20 protein-coding genes are annotated in these 18876 nt (G+C 44.9%); all 20 read right to left on the bottom strand.

The window, feature by feature from the left end; translation table 11 throughout:
* Positions 1–66: 66 nt before the first annotated feature.
* The gene (locus MHH25_RS11570) at positions 67–861 is read right to left on the bottom strand and encodes a phosphatidate cytidylyltransferase (RefSeq protein WP_036670385.1); all 795 of its coding nucleotides are present in this window, start codon (positions 859–861) and stop codon (positions 67–69) included.
* A 16-nt stretch (positions 862–877) separates the two neighbouring features.
* Entirely contained in the window at positions 878–1645 is a 768-nt protein-coding gene (locus tag MHH25_RS11565; protein ID WP_017689151.1) for an isoprenyl transferase, read from the bottom strand.
* Positions 1646–1734: 89 nt separating this feature from the next.
* Complete coding sequence (gene frr, locus MHH25_RS11560; RefSeq protein ID WP_100529402.1) at positions 1735–2289, bottom strand: ribosome recycling factor; 555 nt, start codon at positions 2287–2289, stop codon at positions 1735–1737.
* A complete protein-coding gene (gene pyrH / locus MHH25_RS11555) occupies positions 2289–3017 on the bottom strand; it encodes a UMP kinase (protein ID WP_211081635.1) in 729 nt (242 codons plus the stop codon). Before pyrH ends, frr begins: the two co-directional genes overlap by 1 nt.
* Before the next feature lie 232 nt (positions 3018–3249).
* Positions 3250–3900, bottom strand: a complete 651-nt coding sequence (tsf, locus tag MHH25_RS11550; RefSeq protein ID WP_036609326.1) for a translation elongation factor Ts — start codon at positions 3898–3900, stop codon at positions 3250–3252.
* A gap of 115 nt (positions 3901–4015) precedes the next feature.
* Positions 4016–4714 carry a 30S ribosomal protein S2 gene (rpsB, locus tag MHH25_RS11545; protein WP_017689155.1) on the bottom strand — a complete coding sequence of 233 codons (699 nt, stop codon included), beginning with the start codon at positions 4712–4714 and terminating at the stop codon, positions 4016–4018.
* Positions 4715–5010: 296 nt separating this feature from the next.
* Positions 5011–5637 (bottom strand): endolytic transglycosylase MltG, encoded by a 627-nt coding sequence (locus MHH25_RS11540; protein WP_036670382.1) that lies wholly within the window; start codon positions 5635–5637, stop codon positions 5011–5013.
* Between the two features lie 3 nt (positions 5638–5640).
* Positions 5641–6225, bottom strand: a complete 585-nt coding sequence (locus tag MHH25_RS11535) for a hypothetical protein (protein WP_036670381.1) — start codon at positions 6223–6225, stop codon at positions 5641–5643.
* Between the two features lie 65 nt (positions 6226–6290).
* On the bottom strand, positions 6291–6611 hold the full coding sequence (locus MHH25_RS11530) for a hypothetical protein (protein ID WP_036670379.1): 321 nt from the start codon (positions 6609–6611) through the stop codon (positions 6291–6293).
* 52 nt (positions 6612–6663) lie between these two features.
* Positions 6664–8073 carry a FapA family protein gene (locus MHH25_RS11525; protein ID WP_036609334.1) on the bottom strand — a complete coding sequence of 470 codons (1410 nt, stop codon included), beginning with the start codon at positions 8071–8073 and terminating at the stop codon, positions 6664–6666.
* A 62-nt stretch (positions 8074–8135) separates the two neighbouring features.
* Positions 8136–8924, bottom strand: coding sequence for a FliA/WhiG family RNA polymerase sigma factor (locus tag MHH25_RS11520; RefSeq protein WP_017689160.1), 789 nt, complete (start codon positions 8922–8924; stop codon positions 8136–8138).
* 15 nt (positions 8925–8939) lie between these two features.
* On the bottom strand, positions 8940–9383 hold the full coding sequence (locus tag MHH25_RS11515; protein WP_076208888.1) for a hypothetical protein: 444 nt from the start codon (positions 9381–9383) through the stop codon (positions 8940–8942).
* Positions 9384–9387: 4 nt separating this feature from the next.
* Entirely contained in the window at positions 9388–9885 is a 498-nt protein-coding gene (locus MHH25_RS11510; protein WP_017689162.1) for a chemotaxis protein CheD, read from the bottom strand.
* Positions 9878–10498 carry a chemotaxis protein CheC gene (locus MHH25_RS11505; protein WP_091017763.1) on the bottom strand — a complete coding sequence of 207 codons (621 nt, stop codon included), beginning with the start codon at positions 10496–10498 and terminating at the stop codon, positions 9878–9880. Before MHH25_RS11505 ends, MHH25_RS11510 begins: the two co-directional genes overlap by 8 nt.
* 10 nt (positions 10499–10508) lie before the next feature.
* A complete protein-coding gene (locus MHH25_RS11500; protein WP_036609340.1) occupies positions 10509–10970 on the bottom strand; it encodes a chemotaxis protein CheW in 462 nt (153 codons plus the stop codon).
* A 41-nt stretch (positions 10971–11011) separates the two neighbouring features.
* A complete protein-coding gene (locus tag MHH25_RS11495) occupies positions 11012–13084 on the bottom strand; it encodes a chemotaxis protein CheA (protein ID WP_036609342.1) in 2073 nt (690 codons plus the stop codon).
* Positions 13085–13116: 32 nt separating this feature from the next.
* Entirely contained in the window at positions 13117–14559 is a 1443-nt protein-coding gene (cheB, locus tag MHH25_RS11490; RefSeq protein ID WP_047842490.1) for a chemotaxis-specific protein-glutamate methyltransferase CheB, read from the bottom strand.
* Positions 14560–14591: 32 nt separating this feature from the next.
* On the bottom strand, positions 14592–15479 hold the full coding sequence (locus MHH25_RS11485; protein ID WP_340020009.1) for a MinD/ParA family protein: 888 nt from the start codon (positions 15477–15479) through the stop codon (positions 14592–14594).
* Complete coding sequence (gene flhF, locus MHH25_RS11480) at positions 15476–16828, bottom strand: flagellar biosynthesis protein FlhF (RefSeq protein ID WP_076326818.1); 1353 nt, start codon at positions 16826–16828, stop codon at positions 15476–15478. Before flhF ends, MHH25_RS11485 begins: the two co-directional genes overlap by 4 nt.
* Positions 16825–18858 carry a flagellar biosynthesis protein FlhA gene (gene flhA, locus MHH25_RS11475; RefSeq protein ID WP_036609349.1) on the bottom strand — a complete coding sequence of 678 codons (2034 nt, stop codon included), beginning with the start codon at positions 18856–18858 and terminating at the stop codon, positions 16825–16827. Before flhA ends, flhF begins: the two co-directional genes overlap by 4 nt.
* Between the last annotated feature and the right edge of the window lie 18 nt (positions 18859–18876).

Below are 18876 nucleotides of genomic sequence, written 5' to 3'. Positions count from 1 at the left end.
CACCTCATCTTTAATTATCCAATGCCTACGGCGAACAATGCTGTTATCTCAGACTCATGTTCTTCTTTAGTAGGGCAGTAGCATTAGTATATGTACGAATGGAAAAACAACAATCCAGCTGTCGCACCGATCAAGAATGCCTCCATGCCCTGGGAGAAGACTGCCTGAATCCTTGATATTATATACACGTTTGTATGCAGACTGGATCAAGTCACCCATCTGACCTACAACTGCACAGGCAATTCCGATCACAATCGCTCTCTGCCAGGAAAGCAAACCATCTGATACTAATGCAAAAATAACAGAAGTAACAATTGCAATTACGATGCCACCCAGTGCACCCTCTATAGTTTTGTTTGGACTGATAGAAGGCCACAGTTTGTTTTTACCAATGAGTTTCCCTACAAAATAAGCTCCTGCATCACTGGCCCATATGGAGCCCAGCAACAGGAACGTCCAGAACAACCCATGATGCAGATGTCTGGATTCTGCAATGTAATAGAAACCGATCCCTATATACAACACGCCGAGGAAAAGCATGGCCACTGTATTCACGGGAACCTTATTTTTGGTGACAACCGAAGCTGTCATCAGTACAAGCATTACTATCCAGATGACCTGAAATAAGGATAGCGGTCTTGCCTCCCAAAACATTTCCCAAGGAAACACAATGGCAAACACACCAGCATATCCAATCAGGGCCACACCTGAAAAAGGCATCACCCCGGTCATTTTAACAAATTCATAATAACCGATGAGAGCCATAAGCAATACCAAACCATGGTACCAGGGTCCGCCCAGCATGCAAAAACCTAAAAACAACACACCTGCTATGATTCCTGTCGTTAGTCGCTGTTTCAACGGCTTCATCCTCCATCTATTTCAAACCGCCGTAACGCCTTGTTCTGCGCTGATATTCGGCTACTGCTTCAAGCAAATGCTTTTTGCCAAATTCGGGCCAGTATATATCCGTAAACCATAATTCACTATATGCAAGCTGCCAAAGCATAAAGTTGCTTAATCTCAACTCTCCGCTCGTCCGGATCAGCAGATCCGGATCAGGCATGTCAACCGTCAGCATATGTCTATCAATGAGTTCAGGTGTTATATCCTCTGCCGATAGTTCCCCCGATTTCACCTGCAGAGCGATCTGTTTAACACAGTCCGTCATTTCACGACGACTTCCATAGTTCATTGCAAAATTCAAAACGAGACCTGTATTATGTTCCGTAAGACGAATGGCTTCCCGCAAGGCATTAATGGTATGAGAAGGTAAATGTTCCTCTTGACCCATCATGCGAATGCGCACATTTTTTTCTATAAGTTCATCCAGCTCTATAGCTAGAAATTCTTGCGGAAGTCGCATCAGAAAATCCACTTCTTCTTTTGGACGCGTCCAGTTTTCTGTCGAAAAAGCGTACATCGTCAGATATTTGATGCCCAGTTCATCCGCCGCGATGGTCGCACGTTTGACCGCCTTCATGCCATTTTGGTGCCCGGCTATACGCGGCAGCCCCAAACGTTTGGCCCATCGTCCATTGCCGTCCATGATGATGGCGACGTGCTGCGGGATATTGTCCTCGGATATAGTCAGCGTTTCCTGCTTGTCAGCCCCATTCCACCACGACCGAACCCGTTTGATCATTCCTGTTCCTCCAAAATCCCTGAAGTTTCTTTATCTGAAGCTTGGAAAAAGAGACAAAACCCCACCGTATTGGAGGGGCTGCGCTTGTCTTACACTTCCATGATTTCTTTTTCTTTGGCAGCGAGTACCTTATCGACTTCAGCAATAAACTTGTCGGTCGATTTTTGGATATCATCTTGATGTCTCCGGGATTCATCCTCGGAAATATCTGACTTTTCCATTTTCTTAATGTCATCATTCGCATCACGGCGAATGTTACGAATCGCTACTTTACCTTCTTCACCGAACTTCTTCGTCAGCTTAACAAGTTCCGCTCTACGTTCTTCCGTCAATGCCGGAATAGACAAACGGATCATGCTGCCATCATTGGCTGGAGTAAGACCCAGATCCGATTTCATGATGGCACGCTCGATGTCACCCATGGAGGATTTGTCCCAAGGCTGAATCATCAGTGTACGGGAATCCGGAGTACTGATATTAGCGAGTTGATTCAATGGCGTCATTGCTCCATAATACTCTACCTGAATTCGGTCCAGAAGAGCTGGAGTTGCGCGGCCTGCACGCAAACTAGCCAGGTCACGACGCAATGCTTGAATTGCTTTTTCCATACGCTCTTCGGCATGTTGTTTAACCGCTTGTGGCATTAATCTACACTCCCTTTAACGATTGTTCCGATACGTTCGCCCAGAACAACACGTTTGATGTTACCTTGTTCCGTAATGGCAAATACGATCAACGGGATGTTGTTGTCCTTACAAAGCGAGGATGCCGTCGAATCCATTACACCAAGGTCTTTGTTAAGAATATCCATGTAAGTCAACTGATCAAATTTCACAGCCGTACTGTCCTTAAACGGATCTGCTGAGTATACACCATCAACTTTATTTTTGGCCATCAAGATAACTTCTGCTTCAATCTCCGCTGCGCGCAGTGCTGCTGTTGTATCCGTGGAAAAGAACGGGTTACCTGTACCTGCTGCAAAAATAACGACCCGGCCTTTCTCCAGATGGCGAATAGCTCTACGACGAATATAAGGCTCTGCAATCTGTTGCATTGCAATAGATGTCTGTACACGCGTAGGCACTTCAATCTGTTCCAAAGCATCCTGCAGTGCCAGCGAGTTCATTACTGTCGCCAGCATACCCATATAATCGGCAGTTGCACGATCGATGCCGTTTTCACTACCGGCAATTCCACGCCAGATGTTTCCGCCGCCACATACAATAGCAACCTGTACACCAAGTGCAACAACCTCTTTTACCTGTTGGGCAATCGACGAGATCGTAGCTGCATCAATACCGTAGCCGTTTTGACCGGAAAGAGACTCTCCGCTGACCTTTAAGACAACACGTTTAAATACTGGCTGTTCCAATTATTCACCCTCCACTTTGAATCGAACACGCTTGGTGTTCAACCAACAAAACTTCTCGCGCATGGCCTCCTGCTTAAAAAGAAAGGAACACAGTTGTGTTCCGCTCTTTTAGGAAAAACGTTTAACCGGTAAGGCACTGTTTTCCTGAGATATAAGGGAGTTTACGCTTCGAAGTTTCATCATTCTTATATCTTCGAAAATCAATTCTGCTCGCCGGTTTATAAAAACCGTCTTATTTGTTTACTTGGGACATAACTTCTTCTACGAAGTTGTCTACTTTTTTCTCAAGACCTTCACCCAGTTCGTAACGAACGAAACGACGGATGGAGATGTTTTCACCAATTTGGCTGATTTTTTCGTTCAGCAATTGAGAGATCGTTTTGTCTGGATCTTTAACGAAAGTTTGTTCCAGCAGGCAGTACTCTTCGTAGTATTTACCGATACGGCCTTCAACCATTTTTTCAATGATTTTTTCTGGTTTGCCTTCGTTAAGAGCTTGAGCTTTCAGGATTTCTTTTTCTTTTTCCAGCTCATCTGCAGGAACTTCTTCACGTGTAACGAATTTAGGATTAGCTGCAGCGATTTGCATAGCTACATCTTTAACGAAATCCTTAAATTGATCCGTTTTACCAACGAAGTCAGTTTCACAGTTAACTTCAACCAAGACACCAATGCGTCCACCAGCGTGGATGTAAGATTCTACAACGCCTTCAGTTGCTGCACGGCCTGCTTTGCTTGCTGCTGCAGAAAGACCTTTCTCACGCAACAATTCAGCCGCTTTTGTTACATCACCGTTTGCTTCTTCCAGTGCTTTTTTGCAATCGAGCATACCAGCGCCCGTTCTTTCACGAAGTTCTTTTACTGCACTCGCATTAACTGCCATTATAAATTCCCTCCAACATTAAGTATTGTACGTTCACTCTAAAAAAAGGGCAGTGAGAGGTTATCCACCTGCCAACCACCCTTTTAATTTAGTTTATAACATATGTTCGAATCTATTAAGCGGAAGTTTCTTCGCCTTGGTTAGCTTCGATTACAGCATCAGCCATTTTACCTGTCAGCAATTTAACAGCGCGGATCGCGTCGTCATTACCTGGGATAACATAATCGATCTCATCCGGATCGCAGTTAGTATCAACGATACCAACAATTGGGATACCCAATTTGCGAGCTTCCGCAACAGCGATACGCTCTTTGCGTGGATCGATGATGAACAGGGCGCTTGGCAAGCCTTTCATATTTTTAATACCGCCCAAGAATTTCTCCAGACGATCTTTTTCTTTGCGAAGCAAGATTACTTCTTTTTTAGGCAATACAGCGAATGTACCGTCTTCTTCCCAAGCTTCCAACTGTTTCAAACGATCAATACGTTTTTGAATAGTTTGGAAGTTAGTCAGGGTACCGCCGAGCCAGCGTTGGTTAATGTAGAATTGACCAGCACGTTCAGCTTCTTCTTTAACAGAATCTTGAGCTTGTTTCTTAGTGCCCACGAAAAGAATTTTACCATTCTCTCCTGCGATTCCTTTAACGAAATTGTAAGCCTCTTCGACTTTTTTCACCGTTTTTTGCAAATCGATGATGTAAATTCCGTTTCTTTCAGTGAAGATATAACGATCCATTTTTGGGTTCCAACGACGAGTTTGGTGACCGAAGTGTACCCCAGCTTCGAGAAGCTGCTTCATGGAGATTACTGCCATCTTCACACACCTCCTAATATGGTTTTTATTGTGTCCTCCGCCGGCATCATTTTTCGCCAAGACTCTCCATAAGGAAAGCACCCTCAACAAAATTAGCACATGCGTGTGTTTTAACACCGTTATCTAATATAGCATAACTGACTGTCCGATGCAACAGTCTTTGAAGCTAAAATCTACTTTTCGTTTTTTTGCTAGTATCGAATCCTTTAAACTTGATATGTAACTCAGGCGCTAATTATTATCAAGCTTTGAAAATGTACCGTTTAATACGCAAAAACCGTCCTGTCCGAGCATGCTCAGTTTGACGGTTCTTTCGTGATTTTTGCGATAATGGATTTGAAACTTTCGCCTTTTTCAAGCGCATAGGTACCCACCTGGATTTTGGTATTGATTCGCTCAGCCTTGCCAGCCTTTATGAATGCTTGAGCATCATCTACGATTCCCGCAGTTTTTAGGTTTGCTGCAACGATCGCCAGACTGTTGCCTGAACGTACTTTAAATGATACTGTTGCGCCTTTCGGATTGCTTGGCGTTACAGGTTCTGTTGTCTTCGGCTCAGTTATCTCTTTCTGCCCTTCACCTTCACTTGCAGCAGGCTCTTGTGGCTTCTCAGGCTCGGTAGGTGTTTCCGTAGAGGTTGCTGTCTCTGGCGGTGTTGCTGTACTCCCCTGCAACTCACTGCTCTCCTGCTTTTTCTTTGCCACCCACTCTGCTTCTGTGTATAGTTCCTCTTCAGAACCGACCAACTTCATATCCAAGGTTTTCGCGGCCGTTTCAAGCTGTTCTTTGGTCATATTGGCAGTCTGCTCGGGGTCCAGATTACTATCCGACAATGCATTTTGTCCAACTGTGGCCAGTTGAAGCAAAACCGCACCAATAATCATGCCGCTCCCCAGACCAATCCATAAGGATCGCTTGTCCATGACTTAGCTTTCCTCCCGTTCTGCCAGTTGCAGTATTAACTGTACCTCACCTCGCTGAATGCCTGTCTGCTTGGATATGGCATCCATCGACTTACCTTCAGCATGTAGATTAAAGAGTTCTGCATATCGATCTTTAATCGATTCACGCCCAGGCAAAGATTCGACTTCACTAGTCTGTTGGTCTGCTTCTAACGCCTGCTGGGCCGCCTCTGCTTGTACACTTTTCACGAGCGCTTGTGCTTGCAAACCTTCGGAAGATTGTACGGATACATTACCGGAGTGTGGAACAGGTGATGCGACAGCTTCATTCTTTTTGCTCTGTTCCAGCTGATCCAACCGCTGCTGTAATTCCTGAAGTTGCAATTGCATACGTTGATCGGCTGCTGTCGCTTCTCCCTTCATTTCAGCCACACGTTGAATAAGAGCATCATTATCATTTTCGATCTCGGTCATGTAGTGCTCAAGCGTAGATTCCATCTCCTGCACCAGTTGATGCCCAGGCTCTTGCACCTTGTTTTTCCGTGGCATAATACAAGCGTAGGCGATGGCGCAGGCCCCTAATATGACAATAATGATCCATGGTGACAAATTGGGTTCTCTCCTTCTGATTCAACCATCGGTGCGCAAGACTGCATGTCCATAACAACCATTTATTATAAAGACAGATCTATGTGTTTTCCCTTGTAAGGGTGCTCTGCAGGTTTCACAGTTTCTTGAGCTTGAGACTGAACCGTCTCCTGTCCATCGGAACCACTCTGCTGATCTCCATCATGGTTATGCCCATCACGCACCGAAGTCTGTGAAGTTTCGTCCATTGCTTCACTTCGTTGCCTTGCTTCATTTGCTTCTTTCGACGTTTGCTCTGCCAAAAGATTCTGATCCGTAATCGGTCGCTGCTGGGCTTCACTTTGATAACGTCCCGCTTCACTTGTTCGTGGTACCGCAATCTGCAACTCCACTGCTTTGAAACTCATACGCTCACCTCACGGTTTCGAATGGATTTCTTCCTGTGCCTGAATGCTGTACTTAAACGTATGGAACCATCGTAATATCACCATCGTGATAATAAAATGAAATTCGACTCACTGGATCTTTAATAAATTTCGTGTATCTGCCGATAACTATTTTAGAGCCTCCATAAATCATCTTCAGAATATCAACACGAGCATTACTTGTATCTTCAAGTGCCTTTTCAATTTCAAAGATACGCATTTTCGTTTCTTCACTTATACGAAGAGCAGATTTCTGCGTAGCATTCAGCTTGATTCGCATCGACATCTTATCTGGAGTTAGTTGTCCAGCGGCAGCTAATTGATCCAGCAATGTCAAAGCTTTCTTCGTTTTGTCCAAGGAATCCATCTGCTCTCTGACTTCCTTGCGCAAATCATTGAGTTCGTTACGCAGCTTTGGTAGCACACCAACTTCAATGGAAGTGACCGTGGACATGCTGTTGCCCACAACACGCGCTGAGACGTTCTGGCCAGCCTGGATCGAGCCACCAACAATAAGACCCTTGGTTCCCGCACAGATGACACCGTGGCCAGCACGAATATTAGAATGCATAATACTTTGGGAAACCAGAACATCTTCACCGGCATCTACGTTGCCTTCTTGAATGAAAGTACATTTAACATTATGGCCTGCTTGTACCAGTCCTTTGTTATAACCAATAATACCACCGGTAATTTCGATTGAGCCGCCTGCTTCCAGTTCAGCTCCTTCGACACCTCCGACGACACGAATGTCACCTGCTGCTTTTACTTTAAATCCGGTAAGTACATTGCCTCGTATGACAACTGTGCCTACAAAGTCGATATTACCGTTATTGTAGTCAACGTCACCATTGACTTCATAAACCGGAAACACATTCAGTTTGTTACCGTCCGTTTTGGTAACCAGCCCATCTAGTGCAGCATACATCGCAGAACCATCCGGGTTAATCACAACGTTTTTCCCAACTTTAAACCGAGCTTCTTTTCCCGGACGATAAGGAATTTCCTCACCCGTTACTGCCCTGCCTGGTATGCCATCGCTAGGAGCGATCCGCTCTGCAATGATCTGACCACTACGGACATTGTTTAACCGGGTCACTTCTTTGTAATCGACAGTTCCATCTTCCGATTCCAGTGGTCGTCGTTCATTCGAATCGTCCATTCCAACCAGAACCTTAATGAAGCCATCTGTTCCTTGAATGGGAGCGACACCTTCTGCGATCTTGTATTTATCTTTCAAATAGGTTTCAGGGTTGTTCACAAAAAGTAATAATGCCTCTCGCGATACACCTTGTTTGATGCCCTTGTTTGCCACAAATTGTTCAAGTTCATCGATCGTGCAGGCAAAGCCTTCTTCCTCTTTGGAAAATTCAAGGTAGGCTGTGCATTTGTCGTCCGATAAAACAATGTTTAAACATTGTTCCAAAGCAGTCCGCTGTATCACCGCAATTCTTCCCCCTTTTAGACTTTCCACTCCCCAAACTCCAATGATATTACTTCTCTCTATTAATCTTTACGCATCAACAAATCTTTCTGTTTGTCCAACGTGCCGCGTAATCGTAATATTGCCTTGGAATGTAACTGGGATATACGAGACGGAGAAAGAGACATAACCTCAGCAATTTCACTAAGAGAAAGATCTTCGTAATACAAGAGTGAAACAACCGTTCTCTCTTTTACCGTCAACTTGTCAAGCCCTTGCACCAAAGCTTCCTTCAAATAAAACTCATTCACTTTATAATCCGGATTTTTGGCTTTCTCATCCACCATCAAAGACAGACGAGTCTCAGACTCTTCCTCACGAATTGGGTCCTCCAACGAGCAAAGTGACATGACTGCCACTTCCTGAAGCATATGTTGAAAATCTTTAGTGGATACGTCCAAGTACTCGCTCATTTCCTCATCACTAACAGACCTGAGATAACTTTGTTCCAGCTGTTGGTAGGCGTCTTCAATTCGCTTGGCCTTCTCACGCACAGAACGCGGAACCCAATCACCTTGACGCAGACCGTCAAGAATGGCTCCGCGGACCCTCCATGATGCATAAGTTTCAAATTGCAGACCACGTTCATAGTCGAACTTCTCCAATGCATCAATTAACCCCATAACGCCATTGCTCTCCAAGTCATCCTTGGGAACATTTTTGGGTAAACCAACAGCCAGTCGACCGGATACATAATTTACAATATGAAGATACTTTTCAATCAACGTTTTCTTGGCTTCAAGATCTCCATGTTCTTTCCACTTTTCCCACAGATCAGAATGGTTCAAATGTGAAGCTTTACGCTCGTTCAATTACTTTCACCCTCCTTATTTGTCTGTCAGGTGACGAACGGCCTGCGCCAATTCCTCCGGATCCTTGGTCCGGACAAGTTTAGGCGGATCCAAAGGGGCGAATCCCGTTGGAGCTTTCGTCTCAGATGGCGGAAGATCGTCCCCAGATGAAGCGTTCTGTCCACTCTTGAGCAAATCATTCAGCTCTTGTCCATCGTCTTCGATTTTAATGTCCACCTGTGAACCTCTTTGATCTTGAGCATTTGGTGAATCATAACCATACCCATTTCCCTCGATCTGAGGGTTCAGCAGCAATCCCAATCCCCAGCGTAAACCATATGCAAGGACAAACCAGGCTACGAATCCGATCAATCCGCGAATTAAACTGGTCATCAGCACATTGCTGCTGTATGCTACAAAAAAAGTAAGAATAAACCCAACGATGCCTGCTCCAAGATTAATGCGGTAGTTTCCTATCATAGTCTTATAGTTCCTTTACACCCATTTGTACGCTTCGAATAGTCAAAAGTCCAGTTTCACAATCCATCTCAATCGTTCGTCCATAATTCCCACCCGTATCTTCTGCTAGAAGAGGGATATTGAGTTTTTGAAGCCACTCTCGACAAGAATCTGCATTCCTTGGTCCAATACGCATTGTATCTCCAGCGCCAGCAAAGGCAAACATTTGAGAGCCTCCGGCCATTTTAGACACAATACGTGAGTGAGAAGCGCCTAGTTTAATCATCTTTTCCAAAAGCTCAGGCAACGCCGTATCCGCATATTTCGCAGTGTTCAGTTTCCCTTCACGGGCAATCTCCGAAGTAGGAAGCATGACATGCGCCATTCCAGCCAGCTTCAAATGTGGGTCATACATTGTTAATCCCACACACGAACCCAAGCCAGTCGTACGGATTACACCAGGAAGATGAGCGATGTTTAAATCCGCCATACCGACTTTAACGACGCTTTTGTCCTCAATCATGGCTCAGTGGCACCCCTAGCGATTCAAATATCTTTGCAAAGGATGGTGGATCCGGAATGAGGAAAAACTGACCCTCAACTTGATCTTCACCTTCAAAGAAAGATGTGTCAATCAACAATGCAGCGTCACCCATCTCGCCAAATTGCAGCAAGCCATAACTTAGAATAGCACCTGCCATGTCGATGGCAAGTCCAGGGACAGTTGGATACATAGACAACTTCGTGAAATCTGCCAAAGAAGAAAGATAGGATCCAGCCAAAATATTCCCAATCTCGGAAAGCGCTGATTGTTCCATATCTGTAAAATCAAGTCCTTCTTTCAGATCAAACCCGGCAAGTCTATTCAACAACATTTTAGCAGCCTCTGGTGTCATCATAAAGAAAAGATTTCCCGGTGCTTCGCCTTCTACACGAAGAAACACGGTAACCACGATGCGTTCATCTCCGCCCACTTTTTCGGCAACTTCTTCAAAAGGGAGCATTTGTACTGTAGGTACACCCATGTCAATCGGTCTGTTGAGGAGTTGAGACAACGCCGTTGCGGCGTTGCCTGCTCCAATGTTACCGACCTCTTTGAGCACATCCATCTGGAATACCTCAAATCGGTTGAACATCTCCACGGTACTAGCCCTCAACACTTTCCAGCTGTACAATCTCGCTTTTATTTAATACTTCGTTTAGGTTGAGCATAATCAACAAGCGTGAATCTTCCAATTTAGCAACACCTCGCAGGTATCTCGCTTTGACGCCGCCAACCACTTCTGGGGGGCTATCGATCGCACTGCTTTTGATATCAATAACATCATTAGCAGAATCTACGATAAAGCCAACTTGCATGTCGTCTACACCTACGATAACAATACGAGTCTGATCCGTGTATTCCGTTTCCGGAAGGGAGAAACGACCGCGTAGATCAATGACCGGAATTACAACACCGCGTAGATTAATAACTCCTTTTACAAAGGAAAGTGTCTTGGGAACACGGGTAATTGGCATCATGCGCTCAATCGTCTGAACCTTGTCTACCTCAATACCATACTCTTCGGAACCCAATTTAAAGACGATGACTTTCAACTCTTCTTCCATGTAAAAAACCTCCCTATTAAATGTAAGACTTAGCTCTATGCTTATTTAATAAATGCATTAGGATCAAGAATCAGGGCTACTTGCCCATCTCCGAGAATGGTTGCTCCAGAGATTCCTTCAATAGCAGGAAGATAGGTTCCCATTGATTTGAGAACAATCTCACTTTGTCCAATAAATTCTTCAACAGCTACGGCTGCAAGACGGTCGCCTTTGCGAATCACGACAATTTCTGTTTCTTGCTCATCAGCGTCATTGAAATCCGGTACAGAGAATACTTCGCTCAAAGACAAGTACGGAATAAGTGACTCACGGAACGTGATCATTTTATTGCCGTGAATATTACGAACTTGCTCACGTTGTACAATGGCCGTCTCTACAATGGAGGACAACGGAACAGCATATTTCTCTGAGCCAAGTCGTACAAGCATTGCAGCAATAATGGATAGTGTCAACGGAAGCTGAACAGAGAAGTTCGTGCCTTTGCCTGGAGTTGAATGAATCGTTACATTACCGCCAAGCGAAGTGATCTTCGATTTTACTACATCCAAGCCAACACCCCGGCCAGAGATATCCGAGATAATATCAGCAGTACTAAAACCAGGTGCGAACAACAGCTGATTCACTTCATCATCACTCATTTTGGCACCTTGTTCTTCGGTTACAACACCACGTTTGATCGCGGTTTTCAAAAGCTTGTCGCGATAGATCCCTTTACCATCATCTTCAATTTCGATAAATACGTGATTTCCACTGTGGAAGGCACGCAGGTTTACTGTACCCATCTCTGGTTTACCTGCAGCTACACGCTCTGCAATGGATTCCACACCATGGTCAACCGCGTTACGCAGTAAATGCACAAGCGGATCACCAATCTCATCAATTACCGTACGATCCAGTTCCGTCTCAGCACCTGTAATCACCAGATCGATTTTTTTATCAAGTGTCTTAGCCAGATCACGGATCATGCGCGGGAATCGATTAAATACGGTATCTACCGGAACCATTCGCAATTTCAGTACAATATTTTGCAAATCTGTGCTAACTCGACTTAAATGAGCTACTGTATCGGATAAATCATTGTTGCCTGTTTCACTGGCCAGTTGCTCCAGACGTGAACGGTCAATCAACAATTCACTGAACAGGTTCATCAATACGTCGAGACGTTCAATATCCACACGAATGGTACGTGAAGGTGCAGCAGCTTGCTTCGGTGCAGCTGTTTTAGCTGGTGCCGTTGTGGTTTCTTCTTTGGGTACAGAATTCTTATCCGGCGAAGCAACCTCAGCTACAGCTGTTGGTGCGGGTGGCGCTTCAACTGTAGCTGCTACCTGATTGGCCATCTGCTGAAGAGTCTCCTGATCCAGTTGAATGAGCTTTGCACTTTCAATTTCAGAGATACTCATGATGCCTTCTTCCAGTTCGTGCGCTTCTTTAGTTGTTATGTAATACAACGAGAAACTGCGCTCAAACTTCTCCTGCTCGATATCCTGAACGGATGGGTAAGCCTTAACGACTTCACCTGAACGTTCCAGCATATCAAAGACCATATAAGCCCGTACACCTTTTAACTGGCTATGCTCGCTAACAAGCACATCCACGTAGAACACACGATGACCTTCGGCGATCGACTGATCCAGCACTGAATATTGGAATTCATCCAGCTCCACAGCCGAAGAGATTGAAGCGTTAGCCGGCTTGTTTGTTTCTGTAGCAGGTCCATTTCCGTTTGTCATTTCACCATTTTCAATGGCTTGAAGTGAAGCTACGATCGACGATACATCTGCTTTACCTTGTCCACCTTCGGTAATATCCTGAACCATAGTTTCCAAAGCGTCCAGACTCTTGAACATGGTATCAAAAATGTAATCCTGCATTTTCAACTTCTCATTACGAACCAGATCCAACACATTTTCCATTTTATGTGTCAGTGATGCCAAATCTTCAAAGCCCATAGTTGCTGCCATACCCTTCAAGGTATGAGCAGAGCGGAATATAACCTGAACTATGCCCAGGTCTTCCGGATTGCCTTCAAGTTGAAGCATGTTTTCGTTAAGCGATTGCAGATGATCATTAGACTCATCAATAAACATGGATAAATATTGGTTCATGTCCATTGTGAGGCACCTCCTCCGTGAGTTACACTCCGTTATTTCACTGCTTGAACAAGTTTAGAAGCAATCTCCTGCAATGGCAGAAGATGACGAACGCATTGCAGCTCTACAGCAGAACGCGGCATACCATATACAACACATGTTTCTTCATTCTCGGCAAAGGTTGATGTAACTCCGGCTTCGTATAATCTCTTCATCATACGTGCTCCATCACTTCCCATTCCCGTTAGCAAAACAAGATGCCTTTGTAAAGATGTAAACGGCAGAAGTGACTCAAACATCGTATCCACTGAAGGTCTATGGCCATTCACTGGTTGATCTTCAGTCAACTTCACGATAAACTTCCCGTCTGCTGTTTTGTTAACTTTCACATGGAATCCGCCGGGTGCTATATAGGCGGTTCCTTTTTTCAGAACCATGCCCTCTTCAGCTTCAACCACATGCAGTGGACTGAATGTATTCAATCGTTGAGCCAGAGAACGTGTGAAATTGGGCGGCATATGCTGCACAATAATGACCGGTGCAGGCAAATCAGCAGGCAACTGCTCGAGCAATGTCTTGAGAGCCCTCGGTCCACCCGTAGAACAACCTATTGCCACAAGTTTGTTGAATGGTCCTTCCAGCCCTCCTCCACCTTTGGGAACAGGATTAGGCTTGATTACATCCTTGGCTTTTGCAGAGGCAGAAGTTGCCGCTATTTGATCAGCTGCCACTCTAGCTGCATTAGGTAGTCGAACTTCCTTTGGAGTCTGTACTGGATTAGCTGACCTCACTGCTTTTTCTGCCTTCGTCCCCAAATTACGCTCAGCCTTTGGCAAAGGCTCCGGTTTATTCTCTACGCGACCTGGTTTTGAAGGTGACAATGGTTCAATTGGTTTCTTGGCTTTGGCCTGAAAGGCTTCAGTGCGCTCTCGAAGAGAGCGTTGAATCGTCTCGACAGGTTCGATCGTTTTTTTCACAGGCTCCGCTCGATCCCTAGCCGGCAGTTCTTTCTGTACTGGCTGAGTTGGGGGAGCAACTGCTCCTCGCAACATGTCTCTATTTTTCATGGATAACTCACGATCAGCTTTTCTTTTGATCTCATTCATCGCAGCACGCATGCGCTCAACCAAGGCTTTACCAACTTGAGCAATATCCTGGTCATGTGAAATAGATGGTTTGCGAATGAAGTCAAATGCCCCGGCTTCAAGCGCCATAATGGTTTCTTTCATGCCTTGTTCATTGATACCAGAGAGCATAATCACAGGAACGAAAGATTCCTTCATAATTGATTTTAATGCATCCAACCCATTCATTTCGGGCATCTCAACGTCCATTGTAATAATATCGGGTTTCAATTCTAGTGATTTTTGAATCGCTTCTCTACCGTTTGATGCCGTTGCCGTAACCTTGAATTCCGGATCCGCTTGGATCAAATCCGTAACAATCTTACGCATAAAAGCGGAATCATCGACAACCAATACTTGATACGCCGCCATGTTGTGTCACCCCTGTTTCCTTTATTCAGAAATCATGTTGTTCGTTTAAGCCACTTATTCATAAATCCCCTGATTCCTGTCAAGGTTCCGGATCCCGGAGTTGCAGGTACAGCCAGATAACGAAGAGCAAGTTTCTCTATATCTTTAGAGGCTTTGGCATTCGGATAAGCCAGACTATAGGGCATTTGCCTTTTAACCGCCTTGACTACCTGGGCGTCTTCTGAAATATACCCAAGCAGCGGAATATCCGTCTGCAAAAACCGCCTCGCCACTCCAGCTATTTTTTCTGCCACCCGTTCCGCTTCTCGTTCGTCTTCCACCCGGTTAACGATCATCCGAAAGGGTGTAGCATTTTCCTGGCCGTGCATAACTTTGACTAAAGCATAAGCATCGGTTATTGAAGTCGGTTCAGGTGTAGTTATAATCAGGCATTCATCAGCAGCACCGATGAACTTCATATTCTCTCTGGAGAGTCCTGCCCCAGTGTCAAAGATGACATAATCCATTTCCTGGGCAATATCCTCGACTTGACTGGCGAAAAACTCCAGATCACGATCAGACAATGAGAACAACTCTTTCATGCCCGATCCTCCAGCAATGTAAGGCAAGCCACTGGCACCCAGTTGTATGATTTCCCTTATGGATTTTTGTCGGTACAACAGGTGGTAAAGATTATAGGAAGAAGACGTACCCATAAGAACATCAATATTAGCCATTCCAATATCGGCATCAAATACAAGTACCTTTTGCCCCAAAGCCTGCAATGCCAAGGCAAAGTTCAGTGTGAAATTGGATTTGCCAACACCTCCCTTACCACTGGCCACAGTAATGATTTTCGAGGATCGAATATCTCGCTCAATGCCTTCCATTTCCATTGGCGCGGAGACCATACTTCGAAGTGTAGCTGCCTGATCCTTCATTGTGACCATTCTCCCAGCAACTGTTTGGACAACGAATCTGCATCTGGTTTCAACAAATCATCCGGAACATTTTGTCCATTTGCCACATATGCGAGCTTGAGTGGAAAACGGTGTAACAAGTTAAATAGCGGACCGCAGCTCCCAGTCTCATCCATTTTGGTGAAAATCACCTTATCCAGTCCATATTTACTGAAATGTTCCGTGATCTGCACCATATCAGCACTTTTGGAAGTCATACTCATGACCAGAAAGGTTTCGCTATTCTCTACAGGAGCAAGCAAACTTTGCAGTTCTGAAACAAGTAATTCATTTCTGTAGTTTCTACCCGCTGTATCCATAAAGATCAAATCACAATTCTCTAATCGAGAAATGGCACGTTGTGTATCACCAGGCGATTGCACCACCTCAAGTGGAACATTCAGTATAGATGCATACGTTCTAAGCTGTTCTACCGCCGAGATCCGATACGTATCTGATGTAATGAATCCAACTTTACGCTGTTTTTTGAACATTTGTTCAGCAGCCAATTTTGCAATTGTCGTAGTTTTCCCTACACCGGTTGGTCCAGCTACATAGACGATTCGCGTGGTAGGAAGAATGCCTTCTTCAATACGTTGCTCCAAAAAGTGCATAACCTCAAGCTTCACTATTTGCTCTACATCTTGTTCTTTTAATCCATTCTCAGACCATTTTGCTTGAATTGAATCAAACCAGGATTCCCATACTTCAGGCCAAACATCTTGTTCTGTCAAACGTTCTCGGATCGTATGCAGTTCCTCTGGCACAGGGTCCGCAGAAGTACCTTGCTTTGAAAGCCTGGTCACCATCTGTTTAAGATCCTGCAATTCAGTCATTAACTTATCCTGCTGCAGGTCTGAACCTGTTGGCTTCGGAGCAGTTGTTGAACCCGAAAAATCCGCCCCTTGCGGTCGCGGTTTATGATCCGTGCTCGAAGAACCTGAGCCGCTGTCTATGTTTGAACCGATATTACGCGATTCAAACACAGACGGTGCAGCCGCAGATTGGTCCTGTACACTTTGATCAGCTGTATTCGTTGTCACCGACTCATCAGAAGCCGCAACAAACGAACGAGCTGTTTGCCGATAAGCCTCAGGTACAAATGCACGAGGTACAGGCGTGAATTGATTTTGTACTGGCTTTGTTGTTTGCTTGTTTTCTTCCTTATCCACTGCAGCTACAACTTCGATCCGTTTTTTGCGAAACATTCCCATTACACCGCCCACCTTAATCTCTTTGGTGGACAGAATAACGGCATCACTTCCCAGGTCTTTGCGAATTTGAAGCATAGCTTCGGGCATGGTCTCAACAACGTATTGTTTTACTCTCATAAGTTCACCACCCCGATACTTTGAATTTCAACATTCGGCTCCAACTCGCTGTAGGATAGCACAGGAATGTCCTGCATAGTACGTTCAATAACCTGACGCAGATACATCCGAATGGTTGGAGAAGTTAATACAACAGGTTGTTGACCTGATTGAATCAAACGGTTCACTTGTTCACTGAGCTTCTGATATACACTTTGTGTAGATACAGGGTCTAGCGCAAGATAACTGCCTTGATCCGATTGTTGCACACTTTCAGCAATTTTCTTCTCAAGACCAGGTCCAACCGTGATCACTCGAAGTGTCTCACCTTTCTGTGAGAACTGCTGAGTAATCTGACGTGAGAGGGATTGTCTGACGTATTCAGTCAGCACATCAGGATCTTTCGTATACGTACCATAGTCAGCCAGTGTCTCGAAGATGGTAACCATATCTCGAATAGATATTTTCTCACGCAATAACTTGGCAAGCACTTTCTGTACATCACCAATGGAAAGTAGAGAAGGGATCAGTTCATCCACAAGGGCAGAATAGTTCTCTCTGAGATTATCCACAAGTGCTTTTGTTTCTTGTCTTCCAAGTAACTCATGCGCATGTTTCTTAATCAGTTCCGTCAGATGTGTAGCCACAACGGAAGGCGGATCAACGACCGTATATCCTGCAAGTTCGGCTCTGTCTTTGGTTACTTCATCAATCCATAGTGCCGGAAGTCCAAAAGCAGGTTCCGTCGTTTCAATACCTGTCACAGACTCCTCATCATAGCCAGGACTCATGGCAAGGTAATGATTCAACAACAGTTCTCCGCCACCTACCACATTACCCTTGATTTTGATAACATACTCATTGGGTCTGAGCTGGATATTATCTCGAATCCGTATAACCGGAACGACCAACCCCAGTTCAAGAGCACACTGCCTCCGAATCATAATGATCCGATCCAATAAGTCCCCACCCTGCTGATTATCAGCAAGCGGGATTAAACCATAACCAAATTCAAACTCAATAGGGTCCACCTGAAGCAGGTTAATTACACTTTCAGGACTTCTAACCTCTTCAATCTGCTGTTCTTCTTCCAACTGTTCTTCCGCTACTTGTTTCAAATTCAGATTATTCTGCATACGCCACGCGGCATATGCCAACACACCTGCCAACGGAAGCGTAGTAATAACATGAATTGGTGTGAAGAAACCGAGCATGGCAATAACGAAAGCTACGATATAAATTAGTATTGGATATGTAAACAGTTGCCCCGTAATATCATCTGCCAGGTTTCCTTCTGATGACGCTCTGGTGACGATAAGTCCTGCTGCTGTGGAAATAAGCAGAGCCGGGATTTGGCTTACCAATCCATCTCCGATAGTCAGTACAGAGTACGTTGCCATCGCATCTGCGAAAGCCATCCCATGCACAGTCATACCGATAATAAATCCACCAATGAGATTGATCAGGAGGATGATAATACTTGCAATTGCGTCACCTTTTACGAATTTACTTGCTCCATCCATCGCTCCATAGAAATCGGCTTCACGTTCAATTTTGGAACGACGCTCACGAGCTTGTTGCTCGTTGATCAGACCCGCATTCAGATCCGCATCAATACTCATTTGTTTACCAGGCATCGCATCAAGGGTGAATCGGGCAGCAACTTCAGCTACGCGCTCAGACCCCTTTGTAATAACGATAAACTGAACGACAACGAGGATCAAAAACACGATAAATCCAATTGCAATTTGCCCTCCAGCAATCCAGCTACCAAAGGTAGCAACTACAGCTCCAGCATCCCCTTCACCAAGAATTAGCTTGGTAGTCGAAATGTTCAGAGCCAGTCGGAATAGTGTAGTGATCAACAGCAAAGCTGGAAAAATAGAAAACTGTAACGCTTCTTTGCTGTTCATTGCAACAAGGAGTATCATCAGTGCAATTGAAATATTGACGACCAGCAACAAGTCCAACAGCCAGGTTGGGATCGGAAGAATCATCATCAACACAATGCCAATGATACCCGCAAGGACAGCTATATCTTTAATCTTCAATGAATGTACGGCCTCCGA

Source organism: Paenibacillus sp. FSL H3-0457, from assembly GCF_037981725.1.
Classification (GTDB): Bacteria; Bacillota; Bacilli; order Paenibacillales; family Paenibacillaceae; genus Paenibacillus; species Paenibacillus amylolyticus.
Note: the sequence above shows the minus strand (reverse complement) of the source record. Positions and strands in the feature narration are given on the sequence as shown.

Bases quoted from the DNA above. Each gene is read 5' to 3' on its own strand.
- MHH25_RS11565 (WP_017689151.1), bottom strand. From the start codon at position 1,645: ATGATCAAACGGGTTCGGTCGTGGTGGAATGGGGCTGACAAGCAGGAA.
- frr (WP_100529402.1), bottom strand. From the start codon at position 2,289: ATGCCACAAGCGGTTAAACAACATGCCGAAGAGCGTATGGAAAAAGCA.
- tsf (WP_036609326.1), bottom strand. From the start codon at position 3,900: ATGGCAGTTAATGCGAGTGCAGTAAAAGAACTTCGTGAAAGAACGGGC.
- rpsB (WP_017689155.1), bottom strand. From the start codon at position 4,714: ATGGCAGTAATCTCCATGAAGCAGCTTCTCGAAGCTGGGGTACACTTC.
- MHH25_RS11540 (WP_036670382.1), bottom strand. From the start codon at position 5,637: ATGGACAAGCGATCCTTATGGATTGGTCTGGGGAGCGGCATGATTATT.
- MHH25_RS11530 (WP_036670379.1), bottom strand. From the start codon at position 6,611: ATGAGTTTCAAAGCAGTGGAGTTGCAGATTGCGGTACCACGAACAAGT.
- MHH25_RS11515 (WP_076208888.1), bottom strand. From the start codon at position 9,383: ATGATAGGAAACTACCGCATTAATCTTGGAGCAGGCATCGTTGGGTTT.
- MHH25_RS11510 (WP_017689162.1), bottom strand. From the start codon at position 9,885: ATGATTGAGGACAAAAGCGTCGTTAAAGTCGGTATGGCGGATTTAAAC.
- MHH25_RS11505 (WP_091017763.1), bottom strand. From the start codon at position 10,498: ATGTTCAACCGATTTGAGGTATTCCAGATGGATGTGCTCAAAGAGGTC.
- MHH25_RS11500 (WP_036609340.1), bottom strand. From the start codon at position 10,970: ATGGAAGAAGAGTTGAAAGTCATCGTCTTTAAATTGGGTTCCGAAGAG.
- MHH25_RS11495 (WP_036609342.1), bottom strand. From the start codon at position 13,084: ATGGACATGAACCAATATTTATCCATGTTTATTGATGAGTCTAATGAT.
- cheB (WP_047842490.1), bottom strand. From the start codon at position 14,559: ATGGCGGCGTATCAAGTATTGGTTGTCGATGATTCCGCTTTTATGCGT.
- MHH25_RS11485 (WP_340020009.1), bottom strand. From the start codon at position 15,479: ATGAAGGATCAGGCAGCTACACTTCGAAGTATGGTCTCCGCGCCAATG.
- flhF (WP_076326818.1), bottom strand. From the start codon at position 16,828: ATGAGAGTAAAACAATACGTTGTTGAGACCATGCCCGAAGCTATGCTT.